The 22,743-nt window shown below is 37.5% G+C and carries 20 protein-coding genes; 13 read left to right on the plus strand and 7 right to left on the minus strand.

All coding sequences use genetic code 11. The features are described from left to right. Positions 1–1,260 carry an NADH:ubiquinone reductase (Na(+)-transporting) subunit B gene (locus ACFSQJ_RS11735; RefSeq protein ID WP_377767147.1) on the minus strand — a complete coding sequence of 420 codons (1,260 nt, stop codon included), beginning with the start codon at positions 1,258–1,260 and terminating at the stop codon, positions 1–3. A gap of 2 nt (positions 1,261–1,262) precedes the next feature. Further along, positions 1,263–2,615 (minus strand): Na(+)-translocating NADH-quinone reductase subunit A, encoded by a 1,353-nt coding sequence (locus tag ACFSQJ_RS11740; RefSeq protein ID WP_377767148.1) that lies wholly within the window; start codon positions 2,613–2,615, stop codon positions 1,263–1,265. 152 nt (positions 2,616–2,767) lie between these two features. On the opposite strand from ACFSQJ_RS11740, the gene ACFSQJ_RS11745 reads away from it, so the two are divergent. The 6 genes from ACFSQJ_RS11745 (at position 2,768) to ACFSQJ_RS11770 (ending at position 8,729) form a co-directional block, all read left to right on the plus strand. Next, positions 2,768–4,012, plus strand: coding sequence for a type IX secretion system plug protein (locus tag ACFSQJ_RS11745; protein WP_377767149.1), 1,245 nt, complete (start codon positions 2,768–2,770; stop codon positions 4,010–4,012). Between the two features lie 27 nt (positions 4,013–4,039). Further along, positions 4,040–5,251: a DUF3667 domain-containing protein gene (locus ACFSQJ_RS11750; protein ID WP_377767150.1), complete on the plus strand. Its 1,212-nt coding sequence runs from the start codon at positions 4,040–4,042 to the stop codon at positions 5,249–5,251. A 2-nt stretch (positions 5,252–5,253) separates the two neighbouring features. After that, positions 5,254–5,640: a Co2+/Mg2+ efflux protein ApaG gene (apaG, locus tag ACFSQJ_RS11755; protein ID WP_377767151.1), complete on the plus strand. Its 387-nt coding sequence runs from the start codon at positions 5,254–5,256 to the stop codon at positions 5,638–5,640. A gap of 62 nt (positions 5,641–5,702) precedes the next feature. Continuing rightward, a complete protein-coding gene (gene pruA / locus ACFSQJ_RS11760; protein WP_377767152.1) occupies positions 5,703–7,331 on the plus strand; it encodes an L-glutamate gamma-semialdehyde dehydrogenase in 1,629 nt (542 codons plus the stop codon). A gap of 385 nt (positions 7,332–7,716) precedes the next feature. Next, a complete protein-coding gene (locus tag ACFSQJ_RS11765; RefSeq protein WP_377767153.1) occupies positions 7,717–8,229 on the plus strand; it encodes a DinB family protein in 513 nt (170 codons plus the stop codon). Between the two features lie 122 nt (positions 8,230–8,351). Next, positions 8,352–8,729, plus strand: coding sequence for a hypothetical protein (locus ACFSQJ_RS11770; protein WP_377767154.1), 378 nt, complete (start codon positions 8,352–8,354; stop codon positions 8,727–8,729). A gap of 24 nt (positions 8,730–8,753) precedes the next feature. On the opposite strand, the gene rsmG is transcribed toward ACFSQJ_RS11770, so the two are convergent. Continuing rightward, positions 8,754–9,395, minus strand: a complete 642-nt coding sequence (gene rsmG, locus ACFSQJ_RS11775) for a 16S rRNA (guanine(527)-N(7))-methyltransferase RsmG (protein ID WP_377767155.1) — start codon at positions 9,393–9,395, stop codon at positions 8,754–8,756. A gap of 117 nt (positions 9,396–9,512) precedes the next feature. Here rsmG and ACFSQJ_RS11780 point away from each other — a divergent pair, with 117 nt between their 5' ends. After that, a complete protein-coding gene (locus ACFSQJ_RS11780; RefSeq protein ID WP_377767157.1) occupies positions 9,513–10,613 on the plus strand; it encodes a fatty acid desaturase family protein in 1,101 nt (366 codons plus the stop codon). A 15-nt stretch (positions 10,614–10,628) separates the two neighbouring features. After that, positions 10,629–11,816, plus strand: coding sequence for a pyridoxal phosphate-dependent aminotransferase (locus tag ACFSQJ_RS11785; protein WP_377767158.1), 1,188 nt, complete (start codon positions 10,629–10,631; stop codon positions 11,814–11,816). Between the two features lie 3 nt (positions 11,817–11,819). Here the strand turns inward: ACFSQJ_RS11785 and ACFSQJ_RS11790 are convergent, their stop codons facing one another. Together ACFSQJ_RS11790 and trkA are read right to left on the minus strand one after the other, a co-directional pair. Beyond that, positions 11,820–13,310 carry a TrkH family potassium uptake protein gene (locus tag ACFSQJ_RS11790; RefSeq protein WP_377767159.1) on the minus strand — a complete coding sequence of 497 codons (1,491 nt, stop codon included), beginning with the start codon at positions 13,308–13,310 and terminating at the stop codon, positions 11,820–11,822. After that, positions 13,310–14,659, minus strand: a complete 1,350-nt coding sequence (gene trkA, locus ACFSQJ_RS11795; protein ID WP_377767160.1) for a Trk system potassium transporter TrkA — start codon at positions 14,657–14,659, stop codon at positions 13,310–13,312. The genes ACFSQJ_RS11790 and trkA overlap by 1 nt, the downstream gene beginning before the upstream one ends. A gap of 205 nt (positions 14,660–14,864) precedes the next feature. Here trkA and ubiE point away from each other — a divergent pair, with 205 nt between their 5' ends. After that, positions 14,865–15,593: a bifunctional demethylmenaquinone methyltransferase/2-methoxy-6-polyprenyl-1,4-benzoquinol methylase UbiE gene (gene ubiE, locus ACFSQJ_RS11800; protein WP_377767162.1), complete on the plus strand. Its 729-nt coding sequence runs from the start codon at positions 14,865–14,867 to the stop codon at positions 15,591–15,593. A gap of 4 nt (positions 15,594–15,597) precedes the next feature. Next, positions 15,598–16,293 (plus strand): type IX secretion/gliding motility protein PorT/SprT, encoded by a 696-nt coding sequence (gene porT / locus ACFSQJ_RS11805; RefSeq protein ID WP_377767163.1) that lies wholly within the window; start codon positions 15,598–15,600, stop codon positions 16,291–16,293. A gap of 15 nt (positions 16,294–16,308) precedes the next feature. Here the strand turns inward: porT and ACFSQJ_RS11810 are convergent, their stop codons facing one another. Further along, complete coding sequence (locus ACFSQJ_RS11810) at positions 16,309–17,034, minus strand: TrmH family RNA methyltransferase (protein WP_377767164.1); 726 nt, start codon at positions 17,032–17,034, stop codon at positions 16,309–16,311. A gap of 25 nt (positions 17,035–17,059) precedes the next feature. On the opposite strand from ACFSQJ_RS11810, the gene tamL reads away from it, so the two are divergent. From tamL to accD, 3 genes are read left to right on the plus strand one after another with little or no spacing between them, the layout of a single operon-like run. After that, positions 17,060–19,657, plus strand: coding sequence for a translocation and assembly module lipoprotein TamL (tamL, locus tag ACFSQJ_RS11815; protein WP_377767165.1), 2,598 nt, complete (start codon positions 17,060–17,062; stop codon positions 19,655–19,657). 57 nt (positions 19,658–19,714) lie between these two features. Next, entirely contained in the window at positions 19,715–20,782 is a 1,068-nt protein-coding gene (fbaA, locus tag ACFSQJ_RS11820; RefSeq protein ID WP_377767166.1) for a class II fructose-bisphosphate aldolase, read from the plus strand. 11 nt (positions 20,783–20,793) lie between these two features. Then, positions 20,794–21,672 (plus strand): acetyl-CoA carboxylase, carboxyltransferase subunit beta, encoded by an 879-nt coding sequence (gene accD, locus ACFSQJ_RS11825; protein ID WP_377767167.1) that lies wholly within the window; start codon positions 20,794–20,796, stop codon positions 21,670–21,672. 24 nt (positions 21,673–21,696) lie between these two features. Here accD and ACFSQJ_RS11830 read toward each other — a convergent pair whose 3' ends face one another. Beyond that, positions 21,697–22,569, minus strand: coding sequence for a hypothetical protein (locus tag ACFSQJ_RS11830; protein ID WP_377767168.1), 873 nt, complete (start codon positions 22,567–22,569; stop codon positions 21,697–21,699). Between the last annotated feature and the right edge of the window lie 174 nt (positions 22,570–22,743).

The following is a 22,743-nucleotide window of genomic DNA, read 5'->3' on the forward strand; positions in this document are numbered from 1 at the left end:
TTATACTGTTTCTACTTTTAACTCTTCTGCCTTACCATCAGATGGTTTTGGAAGAATAGTTGCGTTCTTTAATCGTTTCAAACGTTTTTTAACATTACCCTGAACCACATAGTGGTCAATTGTTGGTGCAAAAACATTCATTAATAATATTGCCAAGAATACTCCTTCTGGATATCCGGGATTAAATACCCTGATCATTACCGAAATGAATCCTATCAAAAATCCATAAATCCATTTTCCTTTATTGGTCTGAGAACCAGTAACCGGATCTGTCGCCATATAGACGATACCAAAAGCGAGCCCCCCGACAATTAAGTGTTTCCAAAAATCGAAACTCATTAAGCCATAGAACTTGCTGTATTCAGGAATCCACTCCCAAGCAACCGCTCCATTAAATACTAATCCCATTACCAAAGAACCGATTACAGCACTAAGCATAATCCTCCAACTGGCAATTTTGCTAAAGATTAAGAACAAACCTCCAAGAAGTATTAAAAATGTTGATGTCTCGCCAACGGAACCCGGAATAAAGCCAAAGAACATATCTGAAATAGAATATGAAAACTCACTTGTATTACCGGCCGCTAAATGCCCTAATATGGTCTCACCAGAAATGGCGTCAGGAGTACCTGCGAGATTAACAGCATCGTGTACCCAAACTTTGTCACCACTCATCCATGTTGGGTAAGCAAAGAACAAAAATGCTCTAATGGTCAATGCAGGGTTAAGGATATTCATACCTGTACCCCCAAAAACTTCTTTACCAATTACAACCCCAAAAGCAACGGCTACAGCCAGCATCCAAAGCGGTGTATCTACAGGTATAATAAGTGGCACAAGCATTCCGGTTACCAAATAGCCCTCTTCAACCTCATGTCCTTTTATTACTGCAAATATGAATTCAATCAATAAACCGACACCATATGAAACGACAACTAAGGGTAAAATGGTTATTGCGCCCAACCAGAAATTATCCCAAGTAATAAAGTGTTCGAATAAGGAAAATTCAGCCGGAAAGCCATTGATTGCCGAGTAATGCTGGTAGCCAGCGTTGAACATACCAAAAAGCAAACATGGCACCAAAGCCAAAATAACGGTATTCATCGTTCTTTTTAAATCGTCCACAGCACGAACATGCCCCCCAGAATGGGTGGTTTCGTTCGGTGTGTATAAAAAGGTATGAAGGGCATTAAAGGCCGGAGCCATTTTTTTACCCTGATATTTTAATTTAAGCTGATGTAATTTTTCTTTCATGCCCATTTTTATCCAATTTCTTGATACATTAAATCGAGTCCTTCTCTGATTATCTGCTGGTGCGGTTGTTTAGAAATACAAATGAATTCAGTAAGTGCGAAATCCTCTGGAGCCACTTCGTAGAGCCCCAATTGCTCCATTTCATCCAAGTCTTTAACCATACAGGCCTTTAAAAGCTGTAACGGGTAAATATCTAATGGAAAAACTTCTTCGTATCTACCAGTTACTACAAAAGCTCTATGCTCTCCATTGGTATTGGTATCTAAATCGTACTTCTTATTCTTGTTCAACCAAGAGAATGTCAATGCCCTTGTTGATGATATTTTATTAAAAACGGGTTTGTTCCATCCAAAGAATTCGTAGTCGTCACCTTCTGGGATAGCCGTAACCGTATTGTTATAAAAACCTAGGTAACCTTCTGGAGTCGTTTTTGCACCCGTAAGTACATCTCCGTTTATTAGACGAAATTTATCTTGATTGACACCACTTGCATACAAGAAGGTAGAAATTTCAGCACCTATTTTAGTGCTATAATATTTAGGGGCTTTTACCGATGAACCTGCAAGAGCAACCGTGCGCTCTGCATTGAATTGGCCTGTCAAAAGATACTCTCCGATAATTACCAAATCTTGTGGTGCAACGGTCCAAACCGTTTCTCCTTTATTAATAGGGTCGATTTTATTAATTTGGGTTCCCACCAAGCCTGAAGGATGAGGACCAGATACCTTATGTAGCGTAATACCGTTGATATTTGTAAAAGGCGATGTTTCGGTATTGCCAACCGAAACATGAACCTGCCCAGGCGTCATTTTAGCAAGTGCAGTAATTGCCGCTTGTATCTCCTTCTCTTTACCTCTTAGCACATAATCGGTTTCAGCAGCTAATGGTGCAGTAGCATATCCCGAAATAAAAATAGCTTTCGGAGTTGCATCAGGATTGGCAACAATATCGTAAGGACGTTGCTTTACAAATGCCCAACAACCTGATTGAAGCAGCACTTTTTTAATGGATTCCCCATCAACAGCATTCACATCGATGGCAGTGTCTTTTTGATAGCTCTGTTCTTTATCTGCAAGAATCTTTATTGTCAAAATACGACGTCTAGCACCCCTTAAAATCTCAACTATTTCTCCACTAACCGGAGAAACAAAGCGCATGTCTTCAATATTCTTGTTGTAAAAAATAGCTTCGCCAGCCTTTACCTCAGCTCCTTCTTTAACCAACATTTTTGGGGTAACTCCGTGAAAATCTTCTAGATTAAGGGCATAAACGTTGCTTAAAACAGCCTTAGATGTAGTTTGTTCAGCAGCCCCGACGAGGTTGATGTTCAACCCTTTTTTAATTCGGATGTCTTTAGACATATTATTGTGGACCTTTTGTTAACAAAATTGCATGCAAATTTACTACTAAAACAATAATTATTATAATTAATCGGCTATAAAATTGGTATTACATCGACCGAAATTTGTCGGGCATGCTTTTTGTTTACCTTTACCACCAAAATATGCTTTTAATGCGCTTTTTCATTAAACAGCTTCTGCTGATTTTTTTTACTTTAAGTCTGGTTGCCCAAGTACAACAAGAGGTCGAACCTCCTTATAACATCAAAACAATAGTCTTTAAAGGCCCAACAGAGGATCAATTTCCGGTGATTGAGTTGGGGGAACAATTACTTTTAGAGTTTGATGATATTACGGCAAGCGAACAAGATTACTATTTTAAAATAGTACACTGCGATTATGATTGGACACCTTCCGAACTTTTAAAATCACAATACCTTATTGGCACCGACAACCAAAGAATCATCGACTATGAAAATAGTTTAACAACATTACAACCCTACTCCAACTATAGGTTAACATTACCAAACGACCAGCTTAAATTCAGGGTTAGTGGAAATTATCTAATCGAAGTTTATAACATGGTGGGTGAATTACAGTTTTCACGAAGATTCATCATATACCAAAATGCAGTTACGGTCGGGGGTGTTGTAAAACGTTCAAGGGACTTTAATTTTCTGAACGAAAAACAGGTAGTTCAATTCAACATTAATACTTCAGGATTTGAAATTGTAAACCCGAAAAAAGAGGTAAAAGTTGCTATTATTCAAAATTATTTTTGGCCAACGGCTATTTATAATATTAAACCTCAGTTTACTTTAGGCAATGAGCTTGTATACAAATACGACCAAGAAACTAGCTTCTATGGCGGTAACGAGTATTTGAATTTCGACACAAAAGACCTTAGAGCTCCGTCAGCGGCGATTTCAAGAATAGATTTCAAAGAGTTGTACAATCATTATCTTTTCACCAATCAATATCGCTATGATAGGGAATACACCTATTTCCCAGATGTTAACGGTGATTTTGTGGTAAGAACCTTGCAGGGTGAAGATGTCTCTAGAGAAGCCGAATATACCAAAGTACATTTTAGTATTCCTTATAACCCAGAATTTGGTTTAGATGATGTCTATGTATTCGGAAAATTCAACAACTATGATTTGAGCGACGAGAATAAAATGGTTTACAACGAGGATACTGGGAATTTAGAATTGATGTATCCTTTTAAACAGGGTTTCTACAACTATAAATATGTTACGAAAAACAAAGAAGGTGTTGTAGACCTAAATAGCATTTCGGGCAACTCGCATTTTACCGAAAATAGTTATCTGATTTTGGTTTACTATCGAAACTTTGGCGATATGTACGATAGCATTATTGGTATTGGCACAGCAAATTCGAGAAATATCAGTAATTAAATTATCTTTAATCCCAGAACCGACCAAATGGACGAAGGGGAAGAAAAAGGCCTAATCAGTAGAGGGCGTTACGAACTAAAATTTAGAGGCACCGAATGTCTTAATTGTGGACATCCCTTGGGCATGAGCGATAAATACTGCCCAAATTGCGCTCAGGCCAATAGCACCAAAAAATTGACCATCAAAGACTTTTTTGACGAGTTTTTATGCAACCTCATTAATTACGATTCTAAACTTCTTGCAACGCTTTACGCCCTGTTGGTCAAACCTGGCACTATAACACGAGATTATATAAAAGGGAAAAGAGTTTCGTATACCAACCCGTTTCGGTTTCTTTTAAGTTTGGCTTTTCTATATTTTTTAATGGTGAGTTATGGAGGGGCATTCTCGAATTTAGATGACCTAAAATTAGATGAGAAAATAAATCAAACTGGTCCTTTATCTTTTTCTTTTGATGGGGATAAGACGGCAGAAGAACGGAAAAAGGACAGTATTGAATCCGAAGTGAAATTGGACAAGCTTTTTAGAGGCTTAGATTCCATAAAAACAAATAATCCAGAAATCGACAAGGGCATACAGGGTCTGGATACCTTAGAATATTTGATCAGAGCGCAAGAACTAAAAGAAAAACAGAAAGATTCTTTTATGACTGCTGACCCGCGCAGTTATTTTCAAAGACTTAAGGAAGATCCAGATAGTGGCTTTTTAAAAAGAATGGAATTCTTTTTTGTTCAACTCCGTAATGATTCTATAACCAGTTATGCCGAAGCAAAAGCTAAATATGATATAGATGATTCTTGGAAAACAAAATTGGCCTTCAATGCTTCGAAGAGTAGTTTAAGGGCTTGGAGGCAACCTGGAACTTGGTTAAATGATACAATCGCAAAACTACCTTTTGTCATATTTTTCTTTTTACCCATCTTCACAATTTTCATTTCTGTGGTTTACATCCGTAAAAAATATACCTATACCGATCATTTGATCTTCAGTTTTCACAACCAGTCCTTATTATTTATCTTGCTCATCCTTAGTTGGATAATAGATTCAATTTTTGATTGGTCAACAGCGATAATATTCCTTTTAATTTTTGGAGTCTATCTTTTTCAATCAATGCGAAAGTTTTACAACCAAGGATTTTTCAAAACAAGCATCAAGTATTTATTTCTAAACTCGGTATTTACCTTTTTAGCCATAATTACGGTGTTATTATTAGGAATAGGAAGTGTATTTACATATTGAATATGATCACACAAGTAACCAAAGGAATTAAAGTTTCAGTGCAAACAACTTTTGAAGGCACCTTCTTCAAAAATTATAAAATGCACTATGCTTTCGGGTATACCATTACAATTGAAAATCAGAGTAAAGAAAGCGTTCAATTAACAGCACGCCATTGGGATATTTTTGACTCTCTAAAGGAAATGGAAACCGTAGATGGTGAAGGGGTCATTGGCAAAAAACCGGTAATTCAACCAGGTAAAGCGCACACCTATAGTTCTGGTTCACTTTTGGCTTCACCGATAGGTGCGATGAAAGGTTTTTACCAAATGGTAAATTTAAGTTCTACGGAAGAATTTCTAGTTGAAGTACCTACCTTTAAATTCGCTGCTCCTTTCGCTCTTAACTAGTCGCTTTTTAGCTTACCGTTTATTACCTTTGCCGGAACTATTTAATACTTAAATTTTCCGAAATGGGTAAAGGTTTTTTTCAAGTTCCAACCGCAATTAATGAACCGATAAAAAGCTACGCTCCAGGAAGTCCTGAGCGCGAAGCTGTTCTTAAACAATACAAAACATATTACAATAGCCAAGTAGAAGTTCCATTATACATTGGCTCAGAGGAGATAAAGACGGGGGCAACAAAACCTATGTCTCCCCCTCATGACCATAAACACATTGTGGGCCATTACCATACTGCCGAAAAAAAGCATGCAGAAAAAGCCATCGCCAACTGTTTGGCTTCAAGAGATGCTTGGGCCAACCTAACTTGGGAACAACGGGCGGCCATTTTCTTAAAAGCGGCTGAACTAATCGCAGGACCTTACCGTGCAAAAATAAATGCAGCTACGATGATGGCGCAGTCGAAGACCATTCATCAAGCCGAAATTGATGCCGCATGTGAGTTCATAGACTTTCTACGTTTTAATGTGGAATATATGAGCCAGATTTATGAGGAACAGCCAGATTCTGCAGAAGGTATCTGGAACAGGGTAGAATACCGCCCATTAGAAGGTTTTGTATATGCCATCACTCCTTTTAATTTTACCGCCATTGCTGGGAATTTACCTGCTAGCGCAGCAATGATGGGTAATGTTGTAGTTTGGAAGCCAAGTGACAGCCAAGTATTCTCAGCCAAAGTAATTATGGACGTTTTTAAGGAAGCTGGACTTCCAGATGGTGTTATTAATATGGTTATGGGCGACCCTGTAATGATTACCGACACAGTACTTGCAAGCCCAGATTTTTCCGGACTTCACTTCACAGGCTCTACCCATGTTTTTAAAGAGTTATGGAAACAGATCGGAACGAACATTCACAACTATAAAACCTACCCAAGAATAGTTGGTGAAACAGGGGGGAAAGATTTCATCATTGCCCATCCATCTGCAAAATCTGCTCAGGTTGCAACAGCTATCACCAGAGGAGCATTCGAATTTCAAGGACAAAAATGTAGTGCAGCCTCAAGGGTATATCTTCCAAAATCCACTGCTGACGAGATTCTCGGTCTGGTTAAAAAAGATATTGAAAGCTTCAATAAACCTGGCTCACCAGAAGATATGAGTAACTTTATCACTGCCGTAATACATGAAGGTTCTTTTGATAAGCTAGCGAGTTTTATAGACCAAGCCAAAGCGGACCAAGATGCAACAATATTTGCTGGTGGTAATTACGACAAATCAAAAGGGTATTTTATAGAACCGACCGTAATCGTTGCAAATGACCCAAAATATACGACCATGTGCACCGAGCTTTTTGGCCCAGTAGTAACGGTTTATGTATATGAAGACAAAGATTGGTCAAAAACGCTACAATTGGTAGATGGCACATCTGAGTACGCACTTACAGGAGCCGTGCTCTCTCAAGACAGATATGCTATCGATGAAGCAACTAAAGCGTTGCAAAATTGCGCCGGCAACTTTTATATCAACGACAAACCTACTGGCGCCGTTGTTGGTCAACAGCCTTTTGGAGGTGCTAGGGCGTCTGGAACAAATGATAAAGCTGGTTCTGCGCAGAACTTGTTGCGTTGGGTATCGCCCAGATTAATAAAAGAAACTTTTGTAACACCCGTAGATTATAGATATCCGTTTTTAGGATAGTCAATTAAAAATCAACACATTTAAAAGTGCATTTGACACCTAAACCAGGAGGCTGTTAAATGCATTTTTTTTGTTTTGTAATTAGGTTGAACACAATTCTTATGTAAATTTAACGTTAATTAATTGTTTATTAATTATTATTAACTTAAGTTTATTGCTACTATGACTTCATTAGGAAATATATTTATTGGCCTTGGAAACGGAATCGATAAGCTTTGGTATCGTCTAAAAAACTATGCATATAAGTGCCGATTGGTATATGCCAATGTATTTTTTAGCTAAAACTTCTACCACAGTGAGACACCTGGTGTAATCACTAAAAATTTTCATTACTTTTAAGCTTATGCTAAGTTTTAGATTCTTAGTACAACCTTAATCCATAACAATGAAAAAAATAGCAACACTATGTATGCTGATAACAACAGTTATCACGTATGCGCAAGACAATTTGGCCCAAAACACCATAAAAGGGGTTTTGGCAGGTAACCAAGGGCAGGTTATACAACTAGCCGAAGCCTTTTCTGAAGAACAGTATGATTGGAGACCTGCGGAAGGTGTAAACTCCGTAGGCGAGGCACTTTTACACGTAGCCGGTGGCAATTATTATCTGGCAATGAAAATGGGCTTTCCACCACCTGAAGATGTAGATATGATGAATTTGGGTAAAATTTCAGGCAAGGAAAATATTATTGCCACGCTTAAGAAATCAAATGAATTTGTTCTTGAAAAGATAATGGAAGTCAAGACTGAAGACTTAACCACAGAGGTAGATTTTGGCTTTGCCAAAATGAACAAGATGGGTGGTCTTTTAGCCATGATGGAACACAATGGAGAACACAAAGGGCAACTCATTGCCTATGCACGTTCAAACGGAGTTGTACCACCTTGGAGCAAATAAAAAACACTACTTAAAATTTAAAAAGCGCTTTACAGTGCTTTTTTTATGAACTGATTTAACCCTAAAGAAACATAGACACAAGCAACCTATTTCATACAAAACCATCCATTAAAAAACATGGTATGATGAAAAAGGCAATTTTAGTGTTAAGTTTTTTGAGTTTAATAGGATGCGGAGATGACGACAATGATTTTACCATTATTGCAGCTTGTGAGGTAAATAACCCTATTGAAGAGTTACCTTGGTTAAAAAACCAAGTAGATGATATAGAAAATAATGAAGGTGATATCGCAAAATATTTCTTCATTGAAATAGCCGACTATAATAGTCAGACAGTTTTTATTTCAAACAACTGTTGCCCCGTCTGTAATACTGTAGTTCCGGTATTCGATTGTGAAGGGCGATCATTAGGTTTATTAGGCTCAGATATTTTACCAAACGAACTTTCAAATACCCGTATTATTTTTAAACGTGAAGACTTTTCATGCCAAGGCAACTAAAACACAGTACCTCTAAAACTTTTCTCACAAGTTAGCTTTATACTTCTGGGGTAGGTATACCACTTTTTTGGTTTCAAAAAAATCCTCTTCAAAAAATTCAGGCAGGGCAAAAACCTGTGCGTTCTTGTAGTCTTTCAATTCATTGGTCAAATCACCTCCCTTAAGGTAAAGAATACCGTTTTTTCGCTCATGAACAGAATCTTTTTTTATTTTGCCCTTGGTCCAATGCACGAATGTAGGCATAGCTGCTACCGCTCTACTAACGATAAAATCGAACTGCCCAGGCAAATCTTCAACTCTTGAATGATGTGCACTTATATTCTCAAGTTGAAGTCCTTCTATGACTTCTTCCACCACCTTAATTTTTTTCCCGATTGCATCAACCAGCGTGAATTTGGTTTCTGGGAATAGAATGGCCAGCGGTATTCCTGGAAAGCCCCCTCCTGTTCCAACGTCCAAAACCTGAGCACCCTCATTAAATCGTTGAATTTTGGCTATTCCCAGAGAATGAAGTACATGCCTGACATAAAGCTCATCAATATCTTTTCTAGAAACCACATTAATTTTTTGATTCCAATCTTGATAAAGGCTATTTAATCGTATAAATTGCGCTCTTTGGATTTCTGTAAGATCTGTAAAGTATTTAAAGACAATTTCGGCAGTCATCGATGTATGTTAAACTCGGTAAAAATAATACTTTTAACACCTTAAAAACGTTTTCACAAAACACTAACTTTTCAGACTTTCAATTTAGTTACCTTTGTAATGTAAAATTTTTAGTAAATGGAGAAGGATACAATCAGGTTTTCAAGAAAAGATTCCGCACAATTCTTTAGAACGCTTAATAAAAGAGTCAATCAATATTTCAACGAAAATAAAATCAAGAAAACTGGCAATTGGAGACTTCATTTGAAGACAATCGTGATGTTTTCACTGTTTCTAACACCATATTTTTTAATACTAACCCTTGACCTTCCTTTTTGGGGCTACTTGCTTTTGTCCATAGTTATGGGCGTAGGTATGGCCGGTGTTGGAATGAATGTAATGCATGATGGCAACCACGGTGCATATTCGAACAAAAAATGGGTAAATAAGCTGATGGGCAGTAGTATCTACATTCTGGCCGGTAATGTTTACAACTGGCAAGTTCAGCATAATGTTTTGCATCACACGTATACCAATATTCACGAACATGATGAAGATATGGAAGCTGGCAGAATACTGCGCTTCTCAAAACATGCAGAGTGGAAAAAACATCATAAATTTCAACACTTCTATTCTATCTTTTTATATGGTTTGTTGACCTTTAATTGGGCGATAACAACCGATTTTCAACAGATGTACAGATATATGAAACGTAAGTTGTCTTATGGCAAATTACCTAGCCCGGTTATTAATTGGAGTACATTGGTTATTACCAAGATATTATATGTAACGATTTGGATCATACTTCCGCTAGTTCTTGTTGATATTCCATCGTGGCAGGTCTTATTGGGCTTTTTTATTATGCATTACGTAGCCGGGGTAATTTTGAGCGTTGTATTTCAATTAGCACATATCGTTGACGACGCCCAGACTCCTTTACCAGACGAAAGTGGAACCATGAAAAACACTTGGGCAATTCACCAGTTGTTCACGACAGTAAATTTCGGTACTAAAAATAGAATTATCAATTGGTTTACAGGTGGTTTAAACCATCAGGTCGAACATCATATTTTTCCGAATATCAGCCATGTACATTACACAAAAATCTCTAAAATTGTGAAACAAACGGCTAAGGAGTTCGATTTGCCTTATAATGAATATAAAACTACAAGAAAAGCAATAATTTCGCACTTCAAACATTTGAGAGAACTGGGTAAACAACCTTCTTTACAATATTAGAAATCACATCATATAATGAGCAACCAACTTTCGGACAGGATAAATAGCGTTACTCCTTCCGCTACCCTTGAAATGGCAGCTAAGGCACGTGAATTAAGAGCTTCAGGTAAAGACATTATTGGTTTGAGTTTAGGGGAACCTGACTTTAACACGCCAGATTATATAAAAGATGCGGCTATTCAAGCCGTTAACGATGGTTATAATTCTTATACACCTGTTGATGGTTATGTTGAACTAAAACAAGCCATCATTACAAAGTTCAAAAGAGACAATTCAATAACGTACGAACCTTCGCAAATTGTAGTTTCTACCGGGGCCAAGCAAGCTTTGTACAACGTTGCCCAAGTAATCTTAAATAAGGGTGATGAAGTTATTCTGCCTTGCCCATACTGGGTAAGTTATAGTGATATTGTAAAATTAGCCGACGGTGTACCCGTTGAAGTGCCGACTTCAATTGAGAACGATTTTAAAATGACCGCTGAACAATTGGAAGGTGCCATCACTCCAAAAACCAAAATGTTATGGTATAGCTCACCATGCAACCCAAGTGGTTCAATTTATAGTAAAGAAGAACTTAGGGCTTTGGCCGATGTTCTTCAAAAGCACCCTCAAATCATTGTGGTAAGTGATGAAATTTATGAGCACATCAATTACGGTGTTACTTCGCACGCTTCAATGGCGCAATTTGAGGATATGTATAATCGAACGGTAACCGTAAACGGTGTCGCAAAAGCCTTCGCTATGACGGGATGGCGTATTGGTTACATTGGCGCGCCCTCTTACATCGCTCGTGCTTGCAATAAACTACAAGGGCAAGTGACCAGTGGAGCTAACTGTATTGCCCAACGTGCCGTAATTACAGCATTGACAGAATCTCCTGACCGTGTTCAATATATGGTAGATGAGTTTAAGGTTAGAAGAAAATTGATTCTTGAATTACTAAATGGCATCGAAGGGTTCAAATGCAACGAACCAGAAGGCGCATTCTATGTTTTCCCCGATGTATCTGCCTATTTCGGTAAAACCTTAAATGGTACCCAAATAAATAATGCTTCTGACTTTGCCATGTATATTCTCGAAAATGCCAATGTAGCTACTGTTACAGGTGATGCATTTGGCAATCCAAAGGGAATACGGATTTCTTACGCAGCGTCACAAGAAGAGATTAAAGAGGCTGTTGCTCGGATCAAAGCTGTAGTATAATACTCAAGTACGCTTCCAGAAGAAAGGCGTAAATAAAATTAGCACGGTAAATAACTCTAACCTTCCTAACAACATAAGGAAGCCGCACCACCATTTTCCGAACGCAGGTAATTCACTAAAATTCACCACTGGGTTTAAGTCCCCTAAAGCGGGCCCTACATTCCCAAGAGATGACGCAGCACCTCCGATTGCAGATTCAAAGTCCAAACCTAAAAATGCCAAGACCAGTGCCCCAATGATAAAAAGTAACATATACAGCACAAAAAAGGCAATGATATTGTATACAATATGTTCTGTGACCGTTTTGTTGTTATATCTAACCGGTATAATGGCATTCGTATGAAGTGTTCGCTTAAACTCTAAAATTCCGTTCTTAATAATTAATAGATGACGCATTACTTTTATGCCTCCAGAAGTAGAACCAGCGGAACCCCCTAAAAACATTAAACCAAAGAAAAATACGGTAAGAAAAGGCGTCCAATTGGTGAAATCTGCAGTAACAAAACCTGTGGTAGTGACTATTGCCAACACCTGAAATAAGGCATGCCTAAAAGCACTTTCGGTCTTACCCCAAACTTGTGGATGATATTCTGAAATTTGAACATCTGCCTGAAGCAGTACAATAAAGAAAGCCACTAAAGTAAATCCGATTATAAAAAAAGAATAGACCTTAAACTCTTCATCTTTAATAACACGTTGTATTTTTTTGGTAAAAGCAAAGTAACTTATCACAAAATTAGTGCCCGCCAAAAACATAAATACAATGATAATATATTGAATTATGGGCTGATTGTTCCAGTATGCGACACTTCCATTTTTTGTAGAAAACCCACCTGTCGACAAAGTTGCCAATGCATGGTTCATCGCATCGAAAAAAGACATGCCCGCTAGTTTTAACAGAATAGTCTCCGCAACAGTATAACCAACATAAATAAACCAAAGTCGTTTTGCAGTATCGGTAATTCTAGGATGAAGCTTATCCCCTCCTGGGCCGGGAGCTTCAGCCGCAAATAATTGCATGCCACCAATACCTAATAACGGTAGTATTGCAATGGCCAGCACAATGATACCCATACCTCCTATCCAATGGGTAAGACTTCGCCAAAACAAAATACCTTTTGGCAAGCTCTCTATATCATTCAAAATTGATGCTCCAGTAGTTGTATAACCCGAAATAGTTTCAAAAAAAGCATCTGTAACCGAGGGTACCGCCCCAGAAAAAAGATAAGGTAGTACGCCAGACAATGACATGACCAACCATCCAAAAGTGACGATAATGTATCCTTCTTTACGTTTCACTTCTTTACGATGTCCTCGGGTATAGAACATAGCCATTACCCCAACCAGTAGAGTAACAATTGCCGCCATTGCCAAATCTAAGGTTGCGCCATCCATATAAATACCACTTACCAAAGCGGCCACGAGCATAAAACCACCATTACATAGCAGCAATAAACCCATTATATGAACAATAATCCTTAGATTAAGTCCCATTATAAAAACAGTTTTTCAATTTTTGAAATTGCCTTTGGAAGACTACAAACGACTACCTTATCGCCTTGTAAAATCTTGAAATCTCCCAAAGCGATAATTCCTTTTCCATTTCTTATTACACCACCGATAATAGCATCTCTGGGAAAATCCAATTCTTTTATAATTTCTCCATTTACAAGGGATGTCGGCTTTACTTCGAATTCTAAAATTTCAGCATTTAAGTTGATTAACCTAGTCAAGGCCAAGACCTCGCCTCTACGTATGTACCTAAAAATATTGTTTGCGGCCAACAGCTTTTTATTGATCAAAGTATCTATGCCTATTGACTGCGAAAGCTGAAAGTAATCCATGTTTTCCACTAAAGCAATTGTTTTCTTGATCCCTTTGGACTTTGCCACTAGGCAAGACATAATGTTTGTCTCAGAATTACCGGTAACAGCTATAAACGCGTCCATCGACTCAATACTCTCTTCGTCCAATAGCTCCACATTTCTACCATCACCGTTAATCACCAAGGCATTGGGCAAATTATCTACTATTTCAAAAGCTTTATCCTTATTTTTTTCGAAGAGCTTTACATTAAATCTTTTATTACAGAGGTAATGTGCGGTTTTACAGCCAACTTTACTACCACCAAGAATCATAACGTTTTTTATCTCTTTCTTTTTCATGCCAATGAGTTTGTACAACTCATCTACACCTTCGGCAGAGGTGATAAAATACAATTGGTCACCCTCTTTAAAAATAGTATCTCCTCTTGGTATTACCGTATATTGCGTGCCCATTCTTTGCAGGGCAATGGGCATAAAATGAAGCTCCGGAAAAATATTGGCAGCTTCCTTCACCATCTTACCAACAAAAGGAGCGTTTTTAGGCAAAAACACGCCCACCATGGTCAATAAACCTTCTTCAAACTCGTATGTATCGTTAAATGCAGATTGGTTCAGCAACAACTGTATCTCCGTTGCTGCCAGTTCTTCTGGTGATATGAGCTCATCAACACCTAACTCATCAAATTTTATAAGCTCTTTATTATCTACAAATTCGGTATTCGAAATTCTAGCAATAGTTTTTTTACTACCTAATTGTTTGGCCAAAAAACACAAGGTGAGATTGGTTGTCTCAGAAGCCGTAACCCCAATTACCAAATCAGAGTTTTCAACATTGGCATCTTGCAATACGGAAACGGAAGTAGCGTCCCCTTTTAAAACTCTAATATCTAGGTGATTATCAGCATAAGAAAGACTTTCTTTATCCGTGTCGATCAAGGTGATGTCTTGAGACTCATAAGACAATAGTTTAGCCAAATGGAAGCCTACTTCTCCAGCACCTGCAATAATTATCTTCATTAACCTAAAATGATTTTTTTAACTATAAACAATTTCAATAAATTGAGCAGTTTGAGGAAAGGAATAGTTTGTTCGTTGGTCAAAACTTTCGCCCATACAGCGGGATAGTTTCAGATTTATAGGCAAAATTACACATTTTATTTTGCTTCTAAACGATATCGAAGACTCTTCGTTCAAGTTGTATCTTTGCATCTCAATTTTCGAAATGGCAAAAAAAGTAATTCCATATAAAGATTCCAATTTAGACAAAAAGGCACAGGTGACCAAAATGTTCGATGCCATCTCAAAAAATTATGATGGATTAAACAGGGTTATTTCTTTAGGCATAGATACCAAATGGCGAAAAAGAGTAGTAAAACTTGTCGGTAGTGCCAAACCAAATAGTATTCTTGATATTGCGACCGGTACTGGTGATTTAGCCATTGCAATGGTAAAGACCGGGGCAAAAAAAATAGTAGGCCTAGATATTTCTACCGGGATGTTAGAAGTCGGAATTGATAAAGTGAACGAAAAAAAACTAGATAACACTATTGAAATGGTTGTTGGTGATAGTGAAAATCTAGACTTCAAGGATAATGCTTTCGATGCCATAACAGTGGCCTTTGGAGTACGGAATTTTGAAAATTTAGAAAAAGGACTTCAAGAAATTTATCGCGTTTTGGCCCCAAACGGCACTTTAGCAATTTTAGAAACTTCCGTTCCTACCAAAACACCATTTAAGCAAGGTTATACCATTTACGCCAAATATATCTTACCTGCCATCGGAAAGTTATTTTCAAAAGACAAAGTTGCCTACAATTATCTTTCAGAATCGGCAGCTATCTTTCCTCATGGTAAAGCTTTCAACAATATTTTGGCAAAAATCGGGTTTATAGGTATAGAGAACAAACCTCAGACATTTGGGGTGGCAACTATATACGTAGCGTCAAAATAAATAGATGAAAAACTTACTTGTCTTGCTGGCCCTTATTCTGGTCACAAACAATCTTCATGCGCAGTTTAAAAAAGACCCCATCATAAATCTTCAAAATGAGGATAAGACCCTATTGAACTGGGGTTACTACCTTGGTGTCAACCAATACGATTTTCAGTTTGAATATGAAAATGACATCGGTCAAGACGTACTCGTAGACAAAACTTTTGGTTTTAATGTGGGACTCATTGGCGAAATGCGCATCAATGAATTTGTTGATGTTAGATTTGAACCAGGTTTACTCTATTCACAGAGAATTCTTGGGTTTCCCGGCTTTACGACTGAGAATGAAGCTATAAGGGAAGTTCGATCCACTTACATTCGATTTCCACTATTACTAAAACTTAGCACAAAGCGTTTTAACAATTTTAAGCCTTTTATCATTGGAGGAGGTTATGCTGCCGTTAATTTAGGCGCCAATGAAGATAGCTTAGATGATAATAGTAGCGGCACTTTTAGAATGAAAAAGAATGTCTACGGTTACGAACTTGGGTTCGGCGTAGATTTTTATACTGAATTTTTTAAGTTCACTCCATCCATCAGAGGTGTTTTTGCCTTGACCAATGAATTGGTAGCTGATGACGACCCTAGCAGTCCATGGACAGGCAACCTTAATGCCGTTAGAACACGCGGAATCTTTATTAACTTTACTTTTGAGTAAGCCTGGCCGAAAAATTTAACTGTTACTCCTAATTTCGCTGAGTACAATTGCGGTCGCGGTGGCTACATTCAAGCTTTCCGCTGTTAGATTACCAAATTGTGGTATCGTTACGCTCTTATCTATATTAGCTTTAAGTTTAGGTGCTATTCCGTTAGCCTCATTACCCATAATTAAAACTCCTGATTTGGGAAAATCTTCTTTATAAATGGAAGCTCCTTGCATGTAAGTTCCGTAAACGGGCAAGCTAGCTTTCGCCAAAAACGGTTCTAAATCTTGATAAACCACATTTACTCGGGCGATTGAACCCATAGTAGCTTGAAGCACTTTAGGGTTAAACACATCTACTGTTTCATTAGAACATACGATATGTTCAATTCCGAACCAATCGCAAAGTCGTATAATGGCCCCTAGATTTCCTGGGTCTCTCACATCATCTAGCACCATCACCCAATTGCCAAAATCCACTTTTCTAGTTTTTGGCATCTGAAAAACTGCCAAAACACCACTCGGCTGGCGCAAAGCACTAATCTTTTTTAAATCGTTTTCAGTTATATCATGAATCTCCAATTCTAGAAAATCTCCACTATATTGCTTTGTTGCATAAAGTTCAAAAAGGTTTAAATCTGAATTTAGAAGCTCTTTGACAGTCTTTAATCCTTCAACAAAAAAGAGACCGTGTTCATTTCGGTACTTTTTTTGATGTAAGCTCTTAATCAGTTTGAGTTGGTTTTTGCTAACCATGTTAAATCATGTAATTTTACCCCCAATGAAGATAATAAACGTTCTTGGTCATTTCAGGGCAAAAATAGGAGTATTCTTGCTACTACTTATTTTATCTTCATGCAATGCAATTAAAAAAGTAGGCGAAAATGAATTTCTGCTCACAAAGAACACCATTTATGCAGATAGCATCAAAATAAGTGAAGACCAGGTCAAAAACCTTATTTCGCAAAAACCCAATAGCAGCCTTTTTGGTTATCCTCTTAGATTGAATCTATACAATCTTGCAAAAGAAAATCCTGATTCTTCTTATCAAAATTGGTTGCATAGAAAAGAAAAGCGCGAACAGCGGTTAAATTCTTTTTTATCAAAAAAGCAAGTCAACCGTTTAGGAGAATCTTTCTTTGTAAAAGGTTACAGTAATTTTTTGAAACGTGTAGGTGAGGCACCTGCAATTATAGATACCACTAAAACAAGAAAGTCTACAGAACGCTTACAGGCCTACTATGGCAGTAAAGGTTATTTTAACAACACCGCTTCTTATACCATTCTACCTAAGAAAAAAAGAAAGCGGGCCGAAATTGACTACAATGTTATTCTTGGCAAGCCCTACAGTGTCGATTCGTTATCAACCCGCATTCTGTCATCAGACATAGACTCTTTATATCTAGACAATAAAGAAGGTTCTTTTGTCAAAGAAAAAGAACAGTTTGATTTAGCTAATTTCAACAGAGAGCGCCAACGATTAACATCGGTCTTTAGAAATTCTGGTGTTTATAATTTTCAGGAAAGCTCAATAAGTTTTGACATTTTAAGGGACACTACAAAACTTAGGGATGACCAGAAAATGGATGTTCAGTTGAACATTAAAAACTTTGTCGGCTCCAATGACCAATCAAAATCGCAAGAATACAAGGTTCATCGTTTCGAAAAAATAAATATTTACGCAGATTATTTGTTTAATCAAGACATAGACTCAATGCAGTCTATTGAACACGAAGGCTATACTATTTATTACAAAGATCGACTTCGATATAAGCCTAATGCCTTGACAGACGCTATTTTCTTTGAAAAAGATAGCATTTATAGGGATTTGGATAGAATTCGAACCCAAAGACAGATTACCAACCTCAATACCTTCAAGTATCCGAATATCGATTTTGAGCAAGACACAATTCAATCTCGTTTGATTACGAATATCTATTTGGCTGCAAGATCTAAATATTCTTTGGGGCTTGATTTTGATATTTCAAGATCCGACATTCAAGTAGTAGGCACGGCTTTAAGTGGCTCTGTTTTTGCCAGAAACGTCTTTGGAGGCGCGGAAACACTTAGTTTTTCAGTGAGAGGCTCCATTGGTGTTTTAAGTGATCAATCACTTTCTGAAGAAACGTTCACCTCAGAAATTGGAGGAGACATCAACCTTACTTTTCCTAGAATTTGGTTTCCACTGAATACAGAAAAGGTAATTCCATATTACATGTTGCCCCAAACACGATTATCTATCGGAACCAATTTTCAACAAAACATTGGTTTGGACAAACAGGTTTTTAACACTTCACTTGCCTATAATTGGTCACCATCTAACTTTGTAAAAAACACCTTAGAATTAATATCGATTGAGTTTGTTCGTAATACAAATGCCGAAAACTTTTTTAATGTTTACAATAATTCATATCAACAATTAGATGCAATTGCTGATAATTTTGATGACCCAACAGAGTTTCCTGAACTTGCCGATTTTTTTGTAGTCGATGCCGATAATCCTGCAAATCCATTTAGACTGGGCATTCCCAATGGTACAACTGGATTTATAAATTCGGTGACCGCAGCTGGTTTTCCCATTGATAATGAAGATCTTGGCAATGTAAGAAGTATTGAAGAACGCCAAAGACGTTTAACAGAAAACAACCTTATTTTCTCTTCTAACTTCACTTTTCAGAAGAACAACCGTATCGACACCAATGACAATAGTTTTTATCAATACAGACTTCAACTAGAAAGTGCAGGAAACGTCTTGTCCGCCTTCTCAAGCTTTATTCCTTTTAACACCGATGATAATGGCCAAAAGCTGGTTTACGGCATACCATTTTCTCAGTATTTTAAAACCGATATGGAATACATAAAACATTGGGACTTGGATAAAGGTAGCGTTTTGGCATTTAGAAGTCTTTTCGGTCTAGCTGTACCCTATGGCAATTCGAGCAGCATACCTTTTGTTCGTAGTTATTTCGGAGGAGGTGCAAATGATAATCGTGCCTGGCAAGTGTATTCTTTAGGACCTGGAAGAACTGAAAATGTAAACGACTTTAATGAAGCTAATTTTAAGCTTGGTTTTAACCTAGAGTACCGTTTCCCGATTGTAGGAGATATCAAAGGTGCTCTTTTTGCAGATGCAGGCAATATTTGGAATGTTTTTGACAATGTAAACGATACAGAAGCCACGTTCAATGGTTTTAGTTCTTTAGGGGATATTGCTTTAGGCACCGGTTTTGGACTTAGGTATGACCTAAGCTATTTTGTTTTCAGATTTGATTTAGGCTTTAAAACCCACAACCCGGCGCGCATTGGTTCAGAAAGATGGTTTACCGATTTTAATCTCAATGAGTCTGTCTTCAATATCGGAATTAATTATCCTTTTTAAGCCTAATTATTTTATTACTTTTGTTTCTTACTTAAATCGCTAACTAACAAAAATCATATGTCCCACAACATAAAACCAGGTGTTGCAACCGGTAAAGAAGTACAGAACATCTTTAATCACGCAAAAGCCAACAACTATGCATTACCTGCCGTTAACGTAATTGGATCAGACACTATAAATGGTGTTCTAGAAACGGCGAGAGATTTAAATGCTCCTGTAATAATTCAATTTTCGAATGGTGGTGCCCAATTCAATGCCGGAAAAGGTTTAAGCAATGATGGTCAAAAAGCAGCTATAGCAGGTGCTGTTGCCGGCGCAAAACATGTTCACACCTTAGCTGAGGCTTATGGTGTTTCAGTGATTCTGCATACTGATCACTGCGCAAAAAAGCTATTACCTTGGATTGATGGTCTATTGGACGCTAGTGAAAAACATTTTGAGGAAACGGGCAAGTCATTGTTCAGCTCACATATGATAGATCTTTCTGAAGAACCAATCGAGGAAAATATAGCTATCTGCAAGCAATATCTTGAGCGTATGAGTAAAATGGATATGACCTTAGAAATTGAATTGGGTATTACAGGTGGGGAAGAAGATGGTGTGGACAATACAGATGTAGATGATTCTAAATTATATACACAACCAGAAGAGGTAGCTTATGCATATGAAGAATTAAGTAAAGTTAGCCCTCAATTTACAATTGCCGCTGCTTTTGGTAATGTTCATGGCGTATACAAGCCAGGTAATGTAAAATTGACTCCAAAGATTCTAAAGAATTCTCAAGAGTTCATTTCTGAAAAATATGGAGTAGAACACAATCATATTGATTTTGTTTTTCATGGCGGGTCGGGTTCTACCGTTGAAGAAATTCGTGAAGGAATAAGTTATGGTGTTATTAAAATGAACATCGATACGGATCTACAGTACGCTTTTATGAGCGGAATCAGAGATTACATCGGTACAAAATCGGAGTATTTAAAATCTCAAATCGGTAATCCAGATGGTGACGATGCTCCTAACAAAAAACACTATGACCCTAGGGTTTGGTTGCGTGAAGGCGAAAAGACATTCGTTGCAAGATTGAAACAGGCTTTTGAAGATTTAAATAATGTAAACACCCTTTAATATCTAACTTTATGACAGCTTGGTTTAAAAGAAAGGAAAAGGGAATACAAACAGCGACGGAGGAAAAGAAAGACACCCCTAAAGGACTTTGGTACAAGTCCCCTACCGGAAAAATTGTTGAATCTGATGATCTTGCTAAGAACTTTTATGTAAGTCCAGAAGATGATTATCATGTTCGCATCGGGAGTAAAGAATATTTTGAAATTCTTTTTGATGACAATAAATTTCAAGAACTTGATGAGAAACTCAGTTCAAAAGACCCTTTAAAATTCGAGGATACCAAAAAATACTCGGATCGATTAAAAGCTGCAAAAGCTAAAACCGGACTCAATGATGCAGTTCGCGCCGCTATCGGAAAATCTATGGGTAAAGACTTGGTCGTAGCTTGTATGGACTTCAGCTTTATCGGAGGATCCATGGGAAGCGTTGTTGGTGAAAAAATAGCGAGAGCTATAGATGTTGCCAAAAAGAAGAAAGTGCCTTTTTTGATGATTTCAAAATCGGGTGGAGCACGTATGATGGAGGCAGCACTATCCTTAATGCAATTAGCCAAAACCTCTGCAAAACTAGCGCAGTTGGCTGAAGCCAAAATACCATACATATCGCTGTGCACGGACCCAACTACAGGCGGCACTACTGCTTCATACGCAATGCTTGGAGATATCAATATCTCGGAGCCTGGGGCCTTAATAGGTTTCGCAGGCCCAAGAATTGTTAAAGATACCACTGGTAAAGAATTGCCAGAAGGTTTTCAGACTTCGGAGTTCTTAAAGGAGCATGGTTTCTTAGATTTTATAGCACATCGACGCGATTTAAAGAACAAAGTCAATTTGTACATAGATTTAATTACCAATCAGCCAGTAAGAAAAGAAAAAGAGTTGGCTAGTTAGCCAACTCTTTTTTTTTAATATTTACTAATTTTTCAAAAACCTTCTCAAGAATATTTCTTCACTAGAACCATCTGGCGAGGTAAGAATACCTTTTGCATCGCAACTACCATCACCAAAATCTAAACTCGCTGTAGCATCATTTCTTGTAATCTCCAATACACCACTTACAATAAACCGGCATGATAACTCGCGCCTTAAAGGAGTGATGATTTCTTTGGTAAAAGAATTTCCAGCTCGATTGGTAAAGGTTCTTTTTCCCGTTATTAAAAAAACATTATCTCCCCAAAATCCGCTACCATAACCTTCTATCCATTCTCGCGTTCTTGTACCTTCAAAAGAAGCTGTTTCCCCATCTGGCCATGCAGCATTAAATGAGGCATTTGCAACTGCCTGAGGGTTTCCATTTTGGTTAGACCGCAAACGTAATACATCGGCACCACCCTCTACGGCAACACCGTTGAATGTAAAATTTTCAAGGGATATTGCCAATGTTTTTTGGGCCAACTCCATATCTTTAGCGTAGCTCAAATTAATGGTTCCACTAATAACATTGCCGTTTGGCAATTCGCAACCATCACCAAAATCAATAGTTTTTTCTTTGGTCGTATCCGTTACTACTGTTGTAATCGTAATACAATCGGGTAAGTAATCTGAAGAATAATTGAACTTTGAAGTACTTGAAATTTCATCTGCTGCGTAAACATCTTCCGCTATCGAAGAAATCTCTTCAGAAATCATTTCAGATTCATCACTATACTTTAATTCAACAGTTGTAATTACCGCTTCAGCGACCACTTCTTCTTCTATCGATACTTCATCTTTACTACAAGAAACTACTGTAAATGCAGCTAATACCAACACTTTTACCAAGTGTACTTTTCTACTATTCTTTTTCATCTTTTCTAATTTTAATGTTTGTTAATGAGGCTTAATCTGTAAATTTCAAGACGAACTAGTATTTGCTTAAAACCTACAACAACGCTAACAATTCTTTAACGTTTGTAGTTATGACAATACAAAAGCAAAAAGGTTTAATTTCATGTTTGATTCTTTCTTTAAAAAAAAGAATTA

The sequence above is a fragment of the Croceitalea marina genome (assembly GCF_042684265.1).
GTDB lineage: Bacteria > Bacteroidota > Bacteroidia > Flavobacteriales > Flavobacteriaceae > Croceitalea > Croceitalea marina.

Coding starts and splice junctions, on each gene's coding strand:
- ACFSQJ_RS11750 (WP_377767150.1), top strand. CDS start 4,040: ATGGACGAAGGGGAAGAAAAAGGCCTAATCAGTAGAGGGCGTTACGAA.
- tamL (WP_377767165.1), top strand. CDS start 17,060: ATGAAGATAATAAACGTTCTTGGTCATTTCAGGGCAAAAATAGGAGTA.
- rsmG (WP_377767155.1), bottom strand. CDS start 9,395: ATGACTGCCGAAATTGTCTTTAAATACTTTACAGATCTTACAGAAATC.
- fbaA (WP_377767166.1), top strand. CDS start 19,715: ATGTCCCACAACATAAAACCAGGTGTTGCAACCGGTAAAGAAGTACAG.
- accD (WP_377767167.1), top strand. CDS start 20,794: ATGACAGCTTGGTTTAAAAGAAAGGAAAAGGGAATACAAACAGCGACG.
- ACFSQJ_RS11830 (WP_377767168.1), bottom strand. CDS start 22,569: ATGAAAAAGAATAGTAGAAAAGTACACTTGGTAAAAGTGTTGGTATTA.
- ACFSQJ_RS11735 (WP_377767147.1), bottom strand. CDS start 1,260: ATGGGCATGAAAGAAAAATTACATCAGCTTAAATTAAAATATCAGGGT.
- ACFSQJ_RS11745 (WP_377767149.1), top strand. CDS start 2,768: ATGCGCTTTTTCATTAAACAGCTTCTGCTGATTTTTTTTACTTTAAGT.
- ACFSQJ_RS11810 (WP_377767164.1), bottom strand. CDS start 17,034: ATGGTTAGCAAAAACCAACTCAAACTGATTAAGAGCTTACATCAAAAA.
- ACFSQJ_RS11785 (WP_377767158.1), top strand. CDS start 10,629: ATGAGCAACCAACTTTCGGACAGGATAAATAGCGTTACTCCTTCCGCT.
- ACFSQJ_RS11770 (WP_377767154.1), top strand. CDS start 8,352: ATGATGAAAAAGGCAATTTTAGTGTTAAGTTTTTTGAGTTTAATAGGA.
- ubiE (WP_377767162.1), top strand. CDS start 14,865: ATGGCAAAAAAAGTAATTCCATATAAAGATTCCAATTTAGACAAAAAG.
- pruA (WP_377767152.1), top strand. CDS start 5,703: ATGGGTAAAGGTTTTTTTCAAGTTCCAACCGCAATTAATGAACCGATA.
- ACFSQJ_RS11780 (WP_377767157.1), top strand. CDS start 9,513: ATGGAGAAGGATACAATCAGGTTTTCAAGAAAAGATTCCGCACAATTC.
- ACFSQJ_RS11765 (WP_377767153.1), top strand. CDS start 7,717: ATGAAAAAAATAGCAACACTATGTATGCTGATAACAACAGTTATCACG.
- ACFSQJ_RS11790 (WP_377767159.1), bottom strand. CDS start 13,310: ATGGGACTTAATCTAAGGATTATTGTTCATATAATGGGTTTATTGCTG.
- apaG (WP_377767151.1), top strand. CDS start 5,254: ATGATCACACAAGTAACCAAAGGAATTAAAGTTTCAGTGCAAACAACT.
- trkA (WP_377767160.1), bottom strand. CDS start 14,659: ATGAAGATAATTATTGCAGGTGCTGGAGAAGTAGGCTTCCATTTGGCT.
- ACFSQJ_RS11740 (WP_377767148.1), bottom strand. CDS start 2,615: ATGTCTAAAGACATCCGAATTAAAAAAGGGTTGAACATCAACCTCGTC.
- porT (WP_377767163.1), top strand. CDS start 15,598: ATGAAAAACTTACTTGTCTTGCTGGCCCTTATTCTGGTCACAAACAAT.